Consider the following 17,136-nt stretch of genomic DNA (forward strand, 5'->3'; position numbering starts at 1 on the left):
TATGAAAATCATCGAATATAGTTGTGTGCTGGTCCTGCTGGGCCTTTGTACACTGGGTAGTTGTACCTCGTCCGACTCGGAGCAGACGGTTCTGAAAAAGAAGCCGACCACCAAACCGGTGGCTGAAACCAATTACCGCATTGGTGCCGTATCGCGGAAACCGGTGGGACAAACCGTGCAACTGCCGGGCGAATTTCATCCCTACCAGCAAGTCACCATTTACCCCCGCGCTACGGGTTTTGTGGATCGGGTGCTGGTTGACCGGGGTTCGGCCGTTCGAAAAGGGCAGGTGCTGATGACGATCGATGCGCCCGAAACCGAAGAGCGGCTGGCAGCTGCCCGTTCCAATTCACTCAAGGCGCAGGCCCTGCTGGTGGCCAGTCGCGAGCATTACCGACGGTTGCTGGCCAGTAACAAAGTTCCCGGTTCGGTATCGGCGCTAGACCTGGAAACCGCCTTGGCGCGGGTGCAGGCCGACAGTGCGTCGTTGCTGGGCGAAGAAGCCAATTACCGCGCCATGGCCAAGCTCAAATCCTACCTGACCGTTACGGCCCCGTTCGACGGGTTTATCACGGAGCGGAACGTTCATCCGGGGGCGTTGGTCGGGACCGGTGCGCGGCAGGACCGTCCCATGCTGGTGTTGCAACAGCAAAACCGCCTGCGGCTGGTTTTCGATGTTCCCGAAACCTACAGCAGTCAACTCCGCAAAAACGAAGCGCTGGCGTTTACGGTCAGTGCCATACCGGGAAAGGTTTTCAAGGGCAAAATTAGCCGCCGGTCGGGGACGATGAACCAACAGTTCCGTTCTGAAACGGTGGAAATCGACGTAGACAACCAAAACCGCCTGCTTCAGCCCGGGATGTTTGCCGACATCAGCCTGTCGGCCACCGGAACACCCGGTGCGCTGGCGGTGCCCACCTCGGCGGTAGTTGCCTCCACGGAGGGGCAGTACGTCATCAAAGTCGAGGATGGCCGGGCCCGGCGCGTTGCCATTCGGCGGGGCCAGAAATCCGGCGACATGATTGAAATTTTTGGCGATTTGCGCGACAACGACCAGGTCATTTTCAACGCCCGGGAAACCATCAAAGAGGGAACGGCGATTCAATAGAATGAGCAGCAGTCCAGAAAACCGCCCGGCCAGAAACTTTAAAAGAACCGTTCGGTTATACGTAGTACGATGGAACAACCCGATAAACTTCACGCAAAAATACCGGGGCCAGCCGACTATCTGGCCAATGAACGAACGTTTCTGGCCTGGATACGCACCAGCATTGCCCTGATGGGGTTCGGGTTTGTCATCGTAAAATTTGCTCTTTTTATCCGCCAGCTCAGCAGTGCGCTGGGCGAAACCACGGCTTTGCCCTCGAAGGGCTACTCCGCCTTCATCGGTGTGAGCATGGTCGCCTTGGGAGCCCTCATGGCGCTGCTGGCTTTTTTTCGATATCGGGCGGTTGAAAGGCAGCTCAAAACCAACGTCTTTTTCCCTTCCCAATGGCTTTCGGTCCTAGTAACGCTGAGCTTGGTTATTGGTGCTATTCTGCTGATTCTTTACTTACTCCCCGGTATTTAATTTTTGAAATGCCCATCATCCAACGGCGTGATTGAGACCGGCTGCTGCCAAATAGGGCCGCCTACCAGGCCTGCTTTAGAAGGTTTCTGTACGAAGGCCGGAGGTCTGTGCTGTTACTAGTCCATGATATCACCACTGGCTGGTAGCTCCGCAGGAGCGGCCTGAATGTGTTTTTAGCCCGCTACCTACGGGTTTTGGTAACAGATCGCCTTTCCGGAGCTTTGCGGCCGATTTAAACCGATTTTTAATAAATCCCGGCTTCCAGGGATGAGAATAACAGATGCCGCAAAAAGCCCAGCAAACGGTCTTCTTCAGTGAGTTGGCTAGTCGGCAGCGTGCCAAAGTCGGTCAGAGAAGGCAGGTATTTCATAAAGAAAGCCTGGTAATGCGCGGTTTCAATGATCGAACTGGCGCGCGACCGGGCGTACGGATACGCGGGTCGATACTCCAGAATAATCCCGGCAATCCGGCCACAGAGGTCTTTATAGGGTTTGAACAGCTGCTCCTTGTTGTCTTCCGTGACGTGGCGGGTCAGGTAGGCCTTGCTCGCTTCCTGAATAACGACACTGTGCAACGCCAGAATATCCAGGTCGTCCGCAGTCGTCGATACGCCGGATTGCGACACATCTTTCAATAACAAAAGCTTCAGAATCCGCTCCAGCTTTTCCCGCGAGTCGGTCAGGTTGTTGGTTTGAAACAGCACCTGATACTCCAGCCACTGCCAGTACCAGGCCACCAGATAGACCAGCAACCGGTGCTTATTTTCAAAATACCGGTAAATACTGGCTTCTTTGGTGTTGATCCGATCGGCCAGTTTGCGAAACGTCATATCCTCAAAGCCAATTTCGGCCATCAACAAAATACCCTGCCGCACAATCCGCCGGCCCAGCTCCGAGCTTTCAGGATCACGCAGAAAGAGCTTTTCATTCATCCGAACCACTACGGTATATTCCATCTATCGAGTCAATTTACCAGCTAACAGAAAATTCCATTGCAAAGAAACGAACTTTCACGAATAAAAGTTATGTTTGCATGAAAGATAGTAATACTATCAATAAAATAAGCAATACAATTATGGCAATAAATTCATATCAACAGCCTCCACCATCGCCTACGCAACGGCTAATCAGGCTGTTGGGAACCGAGAAAAAAGACATTGGCTATATTTACCTGTATGCTTTGGTGACGGGCTTGATCAGTCTTTCGCTCCCGCTGGGCATTCAGGCGGTATTCAATCTGGTATCCAGCGGGCTGGTTTTCAGTTCAGTCTATGTGCTGATCGGGCTGGTCGTCGCGGGTGTATTGACGGCCGGGCTTCTAACGGTGGGGCAGATGACGCTGGTGGAAGTTCTGCAACAACGCATTTTTGCCAAAGCGGCTTTCGAGTTTACGTACCGGTTGCCCCGGATTGAGCCCGAAGCGCTGTCGGCGTATTACCCCCCGGAATTGATGAACCGCTTTTTTGATGTACTGACCTTACAAAAAGGGCTGCCCAAACTCCTGATCGACCTCACGGCGGCTGCGGTGCAGATTTTGTTCGGCATTATTCTGCTGTCGTTCTACCATCCGGTTTTTCTCGGTTTCGGTTTGTTCACGCTACTGGCCATCCTCGGCATCAGCTGGGCCTACGGACCACGCGGTATTCGCACCAGTCTGAATGAGTCGAAGTACAAATACAAAGTGGTCAGCTGGCTCGAAGACCTCGCCCACGACTTGCCGAAATACCGCCATCAGGATGATGCGGAGCCCATCGACCGGATGGACGATCTGGTCGCGAATTACGTGTCATACCGCAACGCGCATTTCCGGGTTTTGAAGCGGTTCTTTTACAGTGCCATTACGTTTAAGATGCTGATGACCGGCGGTTTGCTCATTCTGGGAACCTCGCTCGTCGTTAGCCGCGAAATGTCACTGGGCCAGTTTGTGGCGGCCGAGCTGGTGATCGTCCTGATTTCCAGTTCTGTCGAAAAACTCATTTCGGGCATCGACACGGTATTCGACATGCTGACTGCCGTAGAAAAAATTGCCAACGTAACCGATTTACCCCTCGAAACCGAGCCAACAACCCATGCTTAATCTATCCAATCAGCGGGTTGACGAGGAGTTGTTCACCCATTACCCGCTCAAAACACTGCGAACCTTGCCCCAGCCCGACGGCGGTCGGCGACTGGGCCGCTGGATGATCGCGCTGCTCATCATCAGCCTCATCGTATTATTTCTGCCGTGGCAACAAAACATCAACGGCGAAGGAACCGTAACGGCGTTGACACCCCAGGACCGGCCGCAAACCATCCAGAACGCCATCGCGGGCCGCATCGAACGCTGGAAAATTCAGGAAGGGCAGTTTGTCAAAAAAGGCGATACGCTGCTGGTAATCTCCGACATTAAAGACGATTATTTTGACCCCAATCTGCCCGAGCGGCTCGACGAACAACTCGACGCCAAGCGGGGCAGCCTGACCGCAACGGACGCTAAAATCTCGGCGCTCGACGGTCAGATTACCGCCCTCAAAACGGGGTTGCAGGTCAAACTGGCGTCGGCCCGGAATAAGGTTCGCCAGAGCGAATTCAAAGTTGTCAGCGACAGTACGGACCTGCTGGCCGAGCGTAAAAATTACCAGATCGCTCTCGACCGGCTCGAACGGTATGAGAAAGGCCACAAAAACGGGTTGTTTTCGCTGACCGACCTCGAAACCCGGCGGCTGAAAGTACAGCAGGATTATGCCAAAGTAATCGCCTGGGAAAATAAACTCAACGTTTCGCGGCAGGAACTGATCAACGCCCGGCTCGATCTGAACACGATTCAGGCTGATTACCAGGAAAAAATAGCCAAGGCGCTTTCCGACCGCAGTTCGGCGGTTTCCTATAGGGCCGAAGCCGACGGTGAAATTGCCAAGTTGCGGAATAAAATCAGCAGCGTGGACGTTCGGCAGGGTTTGTACGTCGTCCGTGCCCCGCAGGATGGCTACGTGGTTCGGTCGTTGAAATTCGGGATTGGCGAGACGATCAAGGAGGGGGAGTCCATTGCAACGCTGCAACCCGCCGACCCCTCGATTGCGGTTGAACTGTATGTCCGGGCAATGGATGTACCGCTCATTCAACGCGGTCGCGAGGTACGTATCCAATTCGATGGCTGGCCGGCCATCCAGTTTTCGGGCTGGCCGACCGTAGCCGTTGGCACATTTGGGGGCGAGGTGGCCGTCATCGACGCCGTCAGCAGTGTCAACGGCAAATACCGCCTGCTGATCAAACCCAAAGTGCAACGCAACGACCAGCCCTGGCCGAAGCAATTGCGCGTCGGATCGGGCGTTTACGGTTGGGTCATGCTCGACAATGTGCCTATCTGGTATGAGATCTGGCGGCAGTTGAACGGTTTTCCGCCCAGTCTACAACAGGAACCAAAAGAGGAAAAGAAAACATGAGGACTCTATTTGTTTGCAGTTGGCTCATACTCAGCGGCCTGTCAATCGGTGGAGTGTTCGGGCAACTGCCCGTAGCGCCCGGCGACACGGTTGCTACGCCGGAAACCGTATTCTCGGCGGCTGATTTTTACCGGATCGTCCTCCAGCATCACCCGATTGTCCGGCAGGCGGCTTTACTCAATGAGGAAGCGCAGCAGGAAGTCCGCCAGGCACAGGGCGCTTTCGATCCCAAGCTGTTTTCGGTCTACGACCGCAAGGAATTTGGCAAAAGTCTGTATTACGACAAGTGGCAATCCGGGGTATCTGTGCCGGTTTTGCCGGGCGGTATCGATGTTAAAATGACCTACGACCGCAATACCGGCCAATACATCAACCCGGAAGACCGCGTGCCCGCTTCGGGTCTGGCTGCCGTGGGCGTGAGTGTGCCGATCGGGCAGGGTTTGCTGATCGATGCCCGGCGGAATGCGTTGCGTCAGGCTCGTTTGGCCGTTAATCTGGCGGATGCCGACCGGTTAAAACTGATCAATAAAACGCTTTACGAAGCGGCTAAAACGTATTGGGAGTGGTATCTGGCCTACCAGCAGTTTCGGTTGATCCGGCAGGGATACGAGCTGGCCGCGACCCGTTTTCAGGCCGTGCGCGAACGGGCTGCACTGGGCGATGCGGCCCCAATCGATACGACCGAAGCGCTGATTACGGTGCAGGATCGGCTCGTTCAGCTTCAGCAGGCGGAGGTCGACTGGCAAAATGCCGGTTTGCGGCTGGCGGTTTTTCTGTGGAAAAGCGACGAAGTGGGTGACGCTCCGCGGCCCGTCGATCTGTCGCAGTCGGTTATTCCGCAGACGGCTTCCACGGATCAGATCAACGAAGCCCAGCTTCAAAATCTGCTGAGCCGGGCGGCCGAGCAACACCCGGAATTACTGAAACTGACGGCCAAAGGCCAACAACTGGCCGTTGAGGAACGATTTCGGCGGTCGCTGCTACAACCACAAATCACGTTGAATGCCAGCCTGTTGAGTCGTACACCTTTGCCGGGACTGGGTTACGACGGACCCAGCTATTACGCCTTCCGGCCCGAAAATCACAAGATTGGGGTGGACCTGACCTTTCCGTTATTCCTGCGGAAAGAACGCGGCAAGCTCCGGCAGGTACAGATCAAAACCCGGCAGGTGGAACTGGAACGCCAGCAAACCGGGCGCGACATTGCCAACGAGGTACAAACCGCCTGGAACGATTTGAAAACGCTGGAGAGATTGATTTCCGTACAGCAGCAGACCGTCGCCAACCAGCAGGCATTGCTGCGGGCCGAGCAGCAGAAGTTCGACATGGGTGAAAGTTCCCTGTTTCTGATCAACAGCCGGGAAACCAAACTGATCGATCTCCAGGTTAAACTCGAAGATCTGCGGGCGAAACACCAGAAAGCCGTTGCCAGTTTATGGTACGCAGCCGGGACGCATTCGGAAGCGTTGTAATCGAAGAGGCCAATAACAGCCCACGGTTAAACCCGTGGGCTAGGGCAAATACCGGTTGAACTGCAATCCCTGCCCATAAACCGCCGTCACCAGCAAAGGAGCCAGCCCCGTTCCTGTTAGCCAGACCGATTTGCGGGCGTCGCCGGTGATCAGCAAACCGCTTTCGCGCGGCATCAGCGGTTTGAAATTACCGCGTCCGTCGCCCAGCAACACCAGCCCAAACGACGCATCTTCCCGGCCCATATTGACTTCGTTCGGGTAAAAATTGCCGGTCAAAACCGCATCCAGCTTCCCGTCGTGGTTGAAATCCCGGGGAATGATTTCAAAAACCGGCGACTGTTGCGCCAGTCGCGGCAGTGGCGTCATCTTAAATCCACCATTGCCCAGATTCTCGATGTAGGCACTTTGGAGGTACGTGGCCTCCGCCTGATACGCACCGTCGAGATCGTCTTTGGACAATAAATCATCAAACGTCACTTTGGCGTAATCGGCATACCGCTGGTATTTTCGCCGGAACTGGATCACCTGCTGGTTCAGTGCGTCGCGGGGAATGGCCGGATACCGGACGCCCTTGATGAAATAGCCCATCAACGGATCGAACGTGCCGTCCTTGTTAAAGTCTTTCGCGATGATCTTGATCGGCTCCTGCTCCGACGCGCGGTACAGCGTATTCAAACCCTCATTCCCGGCCAGGTAATCCAGATCGCCGTCGTTGTCGAAATCACCCTGAGCCAGCGTGTTCCACCAGCCGGTATATTGAGTGAATGGGTGATTGACCGGGCCGCCGGGCGGTGATTGAGCGAAGTGCCTGCCGGATTCATTTTTGAACAGGGTTATCGGCATCCATTCACCGGCAATCATCAGGTCGGGCCATTGGTCGTTGTTGGTGTCGGTCCAGAGGGCGGCACAAACCAGACCGGCTTTTTGCAGCGACGGACAAAGTCGGGCGGTTACGTCCGTAAACCGGGGAGAGCCGTTTTTTGTGTCATTCCGGAGTAAATAACTGCGGGCCGGAAGCGGATACTGGCCCGGAATCTGCCGTCCGCCGACGAACAGATCGAGGTCGCCATCGCGGTCATAATCAGCCGCTACCACGCAGGAGCCGCTGCCCGACAAATCCGGCAGGGCATTCGCCGGAGCAGGGCTGAAATCACCTTTCCCGGTATTTAAATACAGTTGATCCTGGTAAAACGCCTGATCCGAAGCGGGTCGTTCGGCCCCACCCGCAACGACGTACAGATCCAGGTCTTTATCGCCATCGGCGTCGAACAACAACGCGGCCGTATCGTCGTGGCTGGTGTGAATCGGGAACGGCTTTTTAGTAAAACCGCCGGTTTTAGTCCGAATCAGAAAACAAGCTTCGCTACCCCGATTCGTACCGCCCACAAAACAGTCGTCCAGCCCGTCGCCGTTGACATCACCCGATGCGAGAGCAAAGCCACTGCGCGACAGCATTTTATGCAAAGCCGCCGTCTGTTTGAAATCCACAAATCCGGAAGACCGGTGTTGAAAATCCAGCGGCAGTTGGTCCGTTACAGCCGCAAACAGCGGTTTGGATGGCTGCACTACCGGCTTGGGGTCCCCTGCTTTTGCCTGAGCATAGCGGAGCGTCAGGCGTTGGTTGGCGTTGATGCGGTAGTGCTTTTGTAACTTCCCGCCCGGCCATTCCACCAGCAGCGAATCGACCACCGCCGATTGCCCCAGGCCAAAATGCAACACCGGTTCGACCGACGACTGGAAACCGCGTACCACCGACAGTTCGGCGTACTGCATTTGGCCACCCGCCCACAGCGTCACTTTAGCGCCGATTCCCTGCCGGTTTCCCGAATTCCCTTCCAGTTTGATGGCTACATAATGGGCCGGTTTCTGGTCCTGCGCCCGGTTTTGGTACACCAACGCTTCCGAATCAACGGTATTGACAACCAGATCCAGATCGCCATCGCCGTCCAGATCAGCGTAAGCCGCGCCGTTGGAATACGAAAGATCGGCCAGTCCCCACGCTTTCGAAACGTCGGTAAACGTCAGATCACCCGCGTTTTGGTACGCGTAATTGGGCACTTTCACCTCCGGCACTTTCTGGATCAGTTCCTCCCGTTTATCCTTCTGAAACTCCGCCGTGCCGAAACCGGAAAACTCTTCCGTAAACTGGATGAAATCCCGGTCGGTCACATCGCGTCGATAACCGTTGGTAATGTACAAATCCCGGCGACCGTCGTTGTCGTAATCGGCCAGCAGCGCGGACCAGCTCCAGTCGGTTTTGGCAACCCCCGCCAGCAACCCGATTTCGCTAAACAACGGCACGGTATGCTGGCCGCTTTCAGTCCGGTTTTCGCCCAGATTCAATTGCAGCGAGTTGCGCATGTACTGCATCTGGTAGCGATACGGTTCGGAAATGCTGAGTTCTTTGCGGTCGTAGTCCTGCCCGGCCAGCATCTTTTTCTGCCGCGCGTTTTCTTCGGGCAGCATGTCGAGCTGGAAAATATCGGGCAGGCCATCGTTGTTGAAATCGGCCACATCGACGCCCATACCGTAGAGACTGGTGTGCGCCGTGGCCTGCCGGATGACATTGGTAAATGTAGGGTTTGCCGGATTGCTTTTTCCGTTGTTCAGATACAGAATATCGCTGCTGATGAAGTCGTTCGAGCAGTAAATATCGGGATATCCGTCTTTGTTTAAGTCACTGATGGCCAGCCCTAAACCCAGCCCTTCGTAGACAATACCGGCCTGGCGGGACACATCTTTAAAAACCGGGTGGCCCGCCGGCCCACTGCCTTCGTTACGGTATAATTTGCCGGTGCTCGGATACGAACCGTCGTTGATGGTCGGCCGTAAATAGTTCGGATTTTGCAAATCGGGGCCGGTATTGAGCAGATACGCGTCGAGATCACCGTCGAGGTCGTAGTCAAAAAAAGCGGCTTGGGTGGTAAAAGCCGCATCCGCCAAGCCGTATGCTGCGGCCATTTCCCGGAAAACCGGCTTGCCTTTTTTAACGCCCTGATTGATAAACAGGAGGTTTTCGGAATGCGGCAAAGCCGCGTGTCTGGCGACGCTCACGTAAATATCCAGCCAGCCGTCGCCGTTCACATCGGCCATCGAAATACCGGTACACCAGCGGTTGGTGGTCAGTCCGGCGGCTTCGGTAACGTCTTCAAATTTCCACTGGTGCGTCGTAGAGTCGATGCGGTTGAGGTATAACCGGCAACTGACCTGATTGCCGCCAAAAAAGACATCCGGTTTGCCGTCGTTATCGACATCGCCCACGCCAACCCCACCGCCGTTGTAAAAATTGGTAAACGAAAATGCGTTCAGCTGGTCGGTAGGTTGGAGGTTGTTGGCAAAGGTAATCCCGGTTTTTCCGGACGGAAGCTGCTCAAAGAGAGGGGGTTCCGACTGTCGGCAGGCCGTACACAGGACGGTCAGCAAAAGTACGATCCGGTATAAAAAAGAAGGAAAGCGCATGAATTTTGCGGACATAACCTTAAAAGCTAATAAAGCGGGGAGCCACCGATTATTTACCGATGCTCCCCGCTTATCTTCCTATTTCATCATTGATTAGTCCGGGAAAATCAATAGCCCGGGTTCTGGTTAGTCGGCTCTATTTTCGGGTTGTTGTCCACTTCCTGTTGCGGAATGGGCAGTAATTCGTGCTTGTTTTTCTGGAAGTAGCTGAACGGTTCGGCTTTCAATTTATTGGCTTTCCGCCAGCGCAGAATGTCGCGGAACCGGACTTGCTCCCCGCTTAGTTCCACCCGGCGTTCGTGCACGATGGCCGTAAACACCTGGTCTTTCGTGCTCACCGGAAACGCAGCCGTCGGATAAGCGGGCATTGCCACACTCTTGCGGGCGCGAACCATGTTGAGGTATTTCACGGCTTCGGCGGGTGAGCCAATTTCGTTTTCCACCTCAGCCATGGCCAGCAGCGTTTCGGCATACCGCATGATGCGCTGGTTGATGCCGCCGGTCAGAAACGACTGATCGGTTTTGTACATCAGCGAGAATTTCCGCCAGCTCACCTTCATGGTTTTTCCATCGACCACCGATGAATTGCCGTTCTGGGCCGCATCGGTCAGCACACTTTTATCCAGATTGTACTTGTCGCCCGTTACGTAAAACGATTTGGCAAACCGGGGGTCGGTTCCGGTGGCGGTTTTCTCAAATTCATTCAGCAAGCTGTTGGAAGGAATGATGTTCCGCCAGCCGATGGCCGAATACTCCTGTGTCCGGACGGTTTCGGTTCCGGCAGTGGCGCCGTTTCCGTCCGCATCCCAGTTGTAGTTTCCGCCCGCAGGGAAGAAATTGATCTCAAAGATCGACTCTTTGTTGAACTCATTTTCTTCGGTAAAATTATCCGAGTATTCATCCACCAGACTGTATGTACCTGACGTAATGATCTTCTGAAGTTCGGTTTTTGCACTGGCATAATCGGCCTGTTGCAAATACACCCGGGCCAGTAGCATCTGGGCGGCCCCTTTGGTGGCCCGGCCCAGGTTATTGGCATCATAGGTGGCTGGCAGGGCTTCCTGAGCGGCTTTCAGGTCGGCGATGATAAAATCGTAAACCTCTTTTTCCGTGGCGCGGGGCAAGGCCCCTTCCACCGAGGTCACGTAGCTTTTGTACAAGGGAACGCCCCCCCACAGCGTTACCAGGTCAAAATAAGACCAGGCGCGCAAAAACCGGGTTTCGGCCAGCAACCGCGCTTTGTCGGCCGCCGACAGATCCGCCACTTTTGTGGAAAGATCGATTGTGGCATTGGCGCGGTGAATCAGGCGGTAAAAGCCCTGCCAGACCGCACTCGCTACCCCGTTGTCGGTCGTATGGCTTCCCAGCAGCAACTGGTTGCGGGGCGTTTCGAGCTGCCCGCCACCGGCGGCTACGTCGTCGCTGCGCAAATCGAGCAGGAAAAACCATTCGCGGGACGTTAGCGTATTGGCTTTCGCCATGGCGTACACGGCATTGACCGCGCTCGATAATTCCGCCCCGTTTTTATAGAAGTTGTCGACCGTAACGCCATTCGGGTTCAATTTGTCCAAATCGCTTTCCTGACAGCCTACCATCAGGCCCAGAAAGAGCATCCCGGATAAAAGAAATTTATTTTTCATTGGATTCTTTCGTTTAATACTGTTCACTGAAACATCGCCGGTTCTGCGGATCAGAAACCGATATTCAAACCGAGCAAAAGCGTCCGGGGTTGCGGATATTGCCCGTAGTCGATTCCGTTCGTCAGCAACTTGGTGTTGTCACCGGCACTTCCGTTCACGCCAATTTCCGGATCCAGACCGCTGTATTTTGTAAAGGTCAGCAGGTTGGTCGACGAAACGTAAATCCGCGCTTTCGTGAGCGTGTTCCGGGTGAGTTTACTCAATACCGGGGCCGGAATGGAATAGCCGATGCTGATGTTTTTTACCCGCATGTACGAACCGCTTTCAATAAACCGATCGGAGGTCCGGCTGTTGTTGTTGGGATCACCACTGATGGCCCGGGGAACATCCGTACCGGTGTTGGTCGGCGTCCACGCATTGAGTACGCCTTTGCCCGCATTGAACAACCGCAACATGCCTTCTTCAATTACCTTCGTACCATTGTAAATTTTATTTCCGTAAACGCCTTGTAAATAGACCGTTATATCAAAGTTCTTGTAGTTGGCTCCCAGGTTGGCGCCGTAGCTGAACTTCGGAATGTAACTGCCCAGGTAAGTCCGGTCACTAGCATCGATTTTACCATCACCGTTGATATCCTTGAAACGAATGTCCCCCGGCGACGTATTTTTGGTCGGATCGTGTGCTTCGCGCGTCTCGGCCCGGGTTTGCGTACGAGGGCTGTTAAATACTTCATCCAGTGTCTGGTAAATCCCTTCTACCTGATAGCCATAGAAGGACTGGATAGCCTGTCCGGCTTCAGTTTTCGTAATATCGCTCCCCCCAAAATCATCATTTCGACCGGCATAAATGGTGGCACTCGGTGTCGCCAGGCTGGTGACCTTGTTCCGGGTTACGTCCAGGTTGGCCGAAACGTTCCAGCGGAAGTCGCCTTCGTTCCGGTTATAGCCCACCTGAAACTCATACCCCCAGTTTTTCATGCTACCAATGTTGGCCGAAGGCGGAGACGAATACCCGAGTGAATTCGGAATGGGGACATCCAGCAGAAGACCATCGGTTTTCCGGTTATAGACTTCCGCCGTGAACGTCATTTTGTTACCAAACAAGCCCAGATCGACGCCCAGATTCGACATGGTGGTGGTTTCCCACTTCAGATCGGTATTCCCTAATGAACTGAAATAAGAACCCAGTACTTTATTGGCACCAAAAACGTAGTTGGTATTGTCGGCCTGAATCAGCGTCTGCCAGGCGTAGCTTCCGATTCCGTTGAAACCGGTTTGCCCGATACTCGCCCGGATTTTCAGTTCGGACAGGTTCGGAACCGATTTCATAAAGGATTCTTCGCTCACCCGCCAGCCCACGGACGCGGAGGGGAAGGTGCCCCATTTGTTGCCCGGTGCAAAACGCGACGAACCATCCCGGCGAATCGACGCACTGATCAGGTATTTACCCGCAAAATCGTAGTTGACCCGACCGATGTAGGAAATCAAGCTGCTTTCGTCCTTCGTGCTCGTCACGCCGGGGTTGGAAATTCCCTGCAACACATCGATGTCGTTGTTGGGGCGGTATCCGTTCGAGTTCAGGCTTGAACTGCGGAAATTCTGACTTTCAGCCACCGCCGTCACGTTGACGGAATGTTTACCAAACATTTTGTCGAACGTCAACTGGTTGGTCAGGATCGGCGAGTAATACGAGGAGCGATTGTCCTGGATATTGTTCTGGGTACGGCTTTTATACCCGTCGTTGTAAATTGGAAACAGGTTCGTCCCAATCGTTGTCACCACATCCGCCCCGAAACTGAAACGGTATTTGAGGAAATTGGTAAATTTGACTTCCGCAAACAACGTTCCCAGGAGTTTGATGCGCTGCGTATAGCTCTTGTCCTGCAACGCAATCCGAACCGGGTTATCAGGATCGGTTCCGTCGGCTGCCGTTGGCGAACTGTAGCCGCCCACTTTGGTCGGGTCGGAAACCGGCCAGTAGGGCAAGTTCCGGATGGCCTGCATCACGGCCGTACGACCACCGCCAAATCCCTGCTCACCGCGCATTTTATCGTACGACAGCATCAGGGTCTGCCCAAACGACAGAAATTTATTGATCTGGTGATCGGAATTGATCCGGACATTACCCCGCTTGTAATTGGTCCCGATCAGGATACCTTCCTGATCGAAATAACCGGCCGACGTAAAAAACCGGGAGACGTTGTTGCCACCCGACACCGAAATCTGGTGTTGCTGAATGGGTGCGGTACGCAGTAAAACGTCCTGCCAGTCGGTGGCGGTTTGGGCAAAGGTTTGTGTGGCACCCGCATAAATCGGCTGGTTTAAATTACTGAGCCGGGACGGCATCGCAATCTTGGCATTTCCCAACAAAGCCGTTGCATACTGCGTATATTCCTGCGTATTCAGCAGATCGAGTTTTTTCCAGGCACTCTGCGTCCCGAAATAGGTATCCAGGTTCACGTGCAGTTTCCCGTCTTTCGACCCTTTCTTGGTCGAAATGATCACCACGCCGTTGGACGCTCTGGAACCGTAAATGGCGGCAGAACTGGCGTCTTTCAATACTTCCAGCGATTCGATGTCGCGCGGATCGAGGTTGTTCAGATCACCCGAAGGAACGCCGTCGATGACATACAACGGACCGGAGGCATAGTTGATGGAACCCACCCCACGGATGCGCACAATCGGCGACTGGCCGGGGCTTCCGTTGTTGACCACCCGGACGCCCGGCACCCGGCCCTGCATGGCCGACTCGGCGCTGATGACCGGCAAAGCCGTCAAATCTTTGGGTGTAACGGACGAAACGGCACCGGTTACCGATGCCCGTTTCTGGGTTCCGTAGCCCACCACAACGACTTCTTCCAACGCCCGTTCATCCTCCACCAACGATACCGTCAGGGTCGTCCGGCCATTGACAGGTACTTCTTTGGAAGCAAATCCGACAAAGCTGAAAACCAATACCGCATTATTAGGGGCATTGATCGTAAACTCGCCTTCGCCATTGGTAGTGGTGCCCCGGGTCGAGCCTTTAATGACCACACTGACGCCCGGCAGACCTTCTCCGGTTGCATTCGAAACTTTACCGCGAATGTCTTCCATCGGTTTGTCGGCCGACAGAACCGAATAACCGATTCGCTCCAGTTTTCCAATGTTCAGATCGGAGGACGTTATGGGTTCGCTGCCCGTTTGGGACTCAAAACCCTTCTTTTCGATTTGATTAATTTTACGAAAAAACCGGTTGCTTTTTTCCTTCGTGGCAACAATGACGTAAAAGTTAGCCTGAATTTTCTCGAACGTCAACCCTTTGTCAGACAGCAAATTCGTCAGAGCTTCCTCAACGGTACGATCCCGGTGGCCGTTCAGAACCACTTTTGTATCGACCAGATCCGTCTTGTAAATGAATGACACCCGGTATTGCTTTTCCAGTTCCGACAAGGCAGCCCGGAGCGTTACCACCGGTGCAGCTATCTCTTTCTCCTGTTGCCTTACCCGGTGCCCGTTCGAGGCAATCAGTTGAGCGTAGGCCGGCAGGGTTCCGACCAATAACACTCCCCACAGAAACAAGACTATTTTTTTCATGCGTAGATGGTTTATTCAATAAGTACATAATTGGATTTTCGGGAAATTTTTAAATCGAACAGGCCGGAAAGCCCCTTCAGAATCGTATCGGCATTTTTACCCGGAATCGTGCCTGAGAATTTTTGGTGCAGTAACTCCCGGTCCCGAATCTCGACTTCCAGCCCGTAGGTGTCTTTCAGAAGCTGGGCAATTTCGGACAGGGTCGTACCGTCAAAAATCAGTTTATCGGTACGCCAGGATGACAGCGCCTGTGCATTGACGGCTTTTTTGTAGAACGACTTTGTCTGCGCATCGGCAAAGAACATTTCACCGGGTTTCATCTCCAGGTGATTGTTGGAACGATTGGCAACCCGCATCTGAATGCGCCCTTCGTTCAGGACCACCTTCGTTTTCGATTTGCGGGTATACACGTTAAAGCGCGTTCCGAGCACTTCCACGTTCATCTGACCGGGCAGGTGGACCTGAAACTGCTGGTGGTTCTGGGTGTGAACAACTTCAAAAAAAGCTTCTCCTTCCACCCACACCTCCCGGGGCGTGTCGGTTTGCCAATGGTCGAAATACCGGATCGACGTGTTCCCGTTCATCGTCACCACCGACTGATCGGGCAAGACCACCCGCAGCGTCTGGCCGAAATCGGTATGCAACGCAATGGTTTCGGGAACCGCCGACTTTTTGTAGAAAAACAGGGAACCTGCCACCAGCAAAATCCCGGCGATGGCAGCCGCAGCCAGCCAGTTCCAACGCGGCACCAGCGGTCGAACAGGTGTCGAAATCTTCTGTCTGGACGTGGTTTTTTTACTGGACTGAATCCGGTTGAAGAGCCGCTGGGCATCCAGCCGCTCGGCCGCATCGAGGGGGAGCGCAACCGGTTCGGTCAGATCGGCATCGAGCAGTTGCTGCAACTGGCGCTGTCCGTGTTCGGTAGACAAGTGCAACAAAGCCGCCCGAGCTTCCTCGGGGGTACACTCATTCCGTAAATATTTCTGTAGAAGTTGTGTATCCATTAACCGACTTTAGGAATTGTTCAATTCATTCCTAAATAGATACACATTGGAGGGCAGGAAGTATTACTGATCTAAGAAAAAATAGTAAAAGAAAAAAAATACAGCAAAATAGGCAGGATCCCTTCCAGATCGGCGTGTTTACTAAGGTAGTCTTTCAAAAACCGGGTAGCCTGGGTAAACTGCGATTTGACGGTATTGACCGAAATGGATAACTGCCTGGCAACCTGCTCGTTGTCTAACCCATTGAAGACGCGCAACCGGAACACTTTTTCCCGTTGGGGCGGCAGTTTTTGCATTCCCTGCTCCAGAATAGCGCTGTATTCCTGAAACTGGAATGAATTGCCGGTTGTTTCCTCGCCCACGGCCTCCTCAATTTCAGCAGAAAGATACTCCCAGATCGACTGGTGATGGTTGCGAATCACGTTCAGAACGTGGTTCTTCATGGCAATCGAAAGAAAATTTTTGAGGGCGTACGTCTCGTTCAGCGCTTCGCGGTGGTCCCAGAGTTTAAGAAAAATGTCCTGAACCGCATCTTCGGCCAGTTCAGGGTCTTTTAAAAACTTGATTCCAATGGCAAACAGGTGTTTGTAATAACGGAAGAAAATCTCCTCAAAAGCGTTTTCGTCCCCCGCTTTTAATCGCAGGGTGATGTCCTTCTCAGCGTCTTGCCCCAACCGAAGGGGTAATTTCCGGATACGCATGAACTAACCTTTTGACTAATTTCGATTAATAGAGACGGCAGATTGTAATAATTAGCTAAAGTAGGAATTAAAACCGCATTATTCCAATAAAAAATTTTCTTTAGCCGCAGTACTCCACCATTTAATCACAATTTATAGCGCCATTGTAAATTCAGGGGCCGTTTTTTCACCTGAATTTTGATTCCAATCCCTCCTTTTGCCTTAGACCTATTCTTTGATCGCGATTAAGAAATGCAGCTATTGCCGCCTTTTGTGCAAGTTTTAGAAGCTTTCTACTAAATTTGGTGGCAAACC

The 17,136-nt window shown here is 53.6% G+C and carries 11 protein-coding genes; 5 read left to right on the forward strand and 6 right to left on the reverse strand.

Annotation, left to right across the window (positions count from 1 at the left end):
• Window position 1 precedes the first annotated feature (1 nt).
• The gene (locus EHT87_RS17900; RefSeq protein WP_185716271.1) at window positions 2-1,108 is read left to right on the forward strand and encodes an efflux RND transporter periplasmic adaptor subunit; all 1,107 of its coding nucleotides are present in this window, start codon (window positions 2-4) and stop codon (window positions 1,106-1,108) included.
• 69 nt (window positions 1,109-1,177) lie between these two features.
• Window positions 1,178-1,570 (forward strand): YidH family protein, encoded by a 393-nt coding sequence (locus tag EHT87_RS17905; RefSeq protein ID WP_124908012.1) that lies wholly within the window; start codon window positions 1,178-1,180, stop codon window positions 1,568-1,570.
• A 244-nt stretch (window positions 1,571-1,814) separates the two neighbouring features.
• Here EHT87_RS17905 and EHT87_RS17910 read toward each other — a convergent pair whose 3' ends face one another.
• Complete coding sequence (locus tag EHT87_RS17910; RefSeq protein WP_124908013.1) at window positions 1,815-2,525, reverse strand: TetR/AcrR family transcriptional regulator; 711 nt, start codon at window positions 2,523-2,525, stop codon at window positions 1,815-1,817.
• Between the two features lie 119 nt (window positions 2,526-2,644).
• Between EHT87_RS17910 and EHT87_RS17915 the strand changes: the two genes are divergently transcribed.
• The 3 genes from EHT87_RS17915 to EHT87_RS17925 are packed head-to-tail and all read left to right on the forward strand — an operon-like array spanning window position 2,645 to window position 6,463.
• Entirely contained in the window at window positions 2,645-3,646 is a 1,002-nt protein-coding gene (locus tag EHT87_RS17915; protein ID WP_124908014.1) for an ABC transporter transmembrane domain-containing protein, read from the forward strand.
• Window positions 3,639-4,991 (forward strand): HlyD family secretion protein, encoded by a 1,353-nt coding sequence (locus EHT87_RS17920; RefSeq protein WP_124908015.1) that lies wholly within the window; start codon window positions 3,639-3,641, stop codon window positions 4,989-4,991. The genes EHT87_RS17915 and EHT87_RS17920 overlap by 8 nt, the downstream gene beginning before the upstream one ends.
• Window positions 4,988-6,463, forward strand: a complete 1,476-nt coding sequence (locus EHT87_RS17925; RefSeq protein ID WP_124908016.1) for a TolC family protein — start codon at window positions 4,988-4,990, stop codon at window positions 6,461-6,463. The genes EHT87_RS17920 and EHT87_RS17925 overlap by 4 nt, the downstream gene beginning before the upstream one ends.
• A 39-nt stretch (window positions 6,464-6,502) precedes the next feature.
• Here the strand turns inward: EHT87_RS17925 and EHT87_RS17930 are convergent, their stop codons facing one another.
• From EHT87_RS17930 to EHT87_RS17950, 5 genes are all read right to left on the reverse strand, one after another.
• The gene (locus tag EHT87_RS17930; RefSeq protein WP_124908157.1) at window positions 6,503-9,922 is read right to left on the reverse strand and encodes a VCBS repeat-containing protein; all 3,420 of its coding nucleotides are present in this window, start codon (window positions 9,920-9,922) and stop codon (window positions 6,503-6,505) included.
• A 107-nt stretch (window positions 9,923-10,029) separates the two neighbouring features.
• Window positions 10,030-11,562, reverse strand: a complete 1,533-nt coding sequence (locus EHT87_RS17935; RefSeq protein ID WP_124908017.1) for a RagB/SusD family nutrient uptake outer membrane protein — start codon at window positions 11,560-11,562, stop codon at window positions 10,030-10,032.
• Window positions 11,563-11,612: 50 nt separating this feature from the next.
• Window positions 11,613-15,137, reverse strand: coding sequence for a SusC/RagA family TonB-linked outer membrane protein (locus EHT87_RS17940; protein ID WP_124908018.1), 3,525 nt, complete (start codon window positions 15,135-15,137; stop codon window positions 11,613-11,615).
• Window positions 15,138-15,148: 11 nt separating this feature from the next.
• A complete protein-coding gene (locus tag EHT87_RS17945) occupies window positions 15,149-16,141 on the reverse strand; it encodes a FecR family protein (protein WP_124908019.1) in 993 nt (330 codons plus the stop codon).
• A 71-nt stretch (window positions 16,142-16,212) separates the two neighbouring features.
• Complete coding sequence (locus EHT87_RS17950) at window positions 16,213-16,842, reverse strand: RNA polymerase sigma-70 factor (RefSeq protein WP_124908020.1); 630 nt, start codon at window positions 16,840-16,842, stop codon at window positions 16,213-16,215.
• Window positions 16,843-17,136: the final 294 nt, after the last annotated feature.

The sequence above is a fragment of the Larkinella knui genome (assembly GCF_003858645.1).
In the GTDB taxonomy this organism is placed as follows: Bacteria; Bacteroidota; Bacteroidia; order Cytophagales; family Spirosomataceae; genus Larkinella; species Larkinella knui.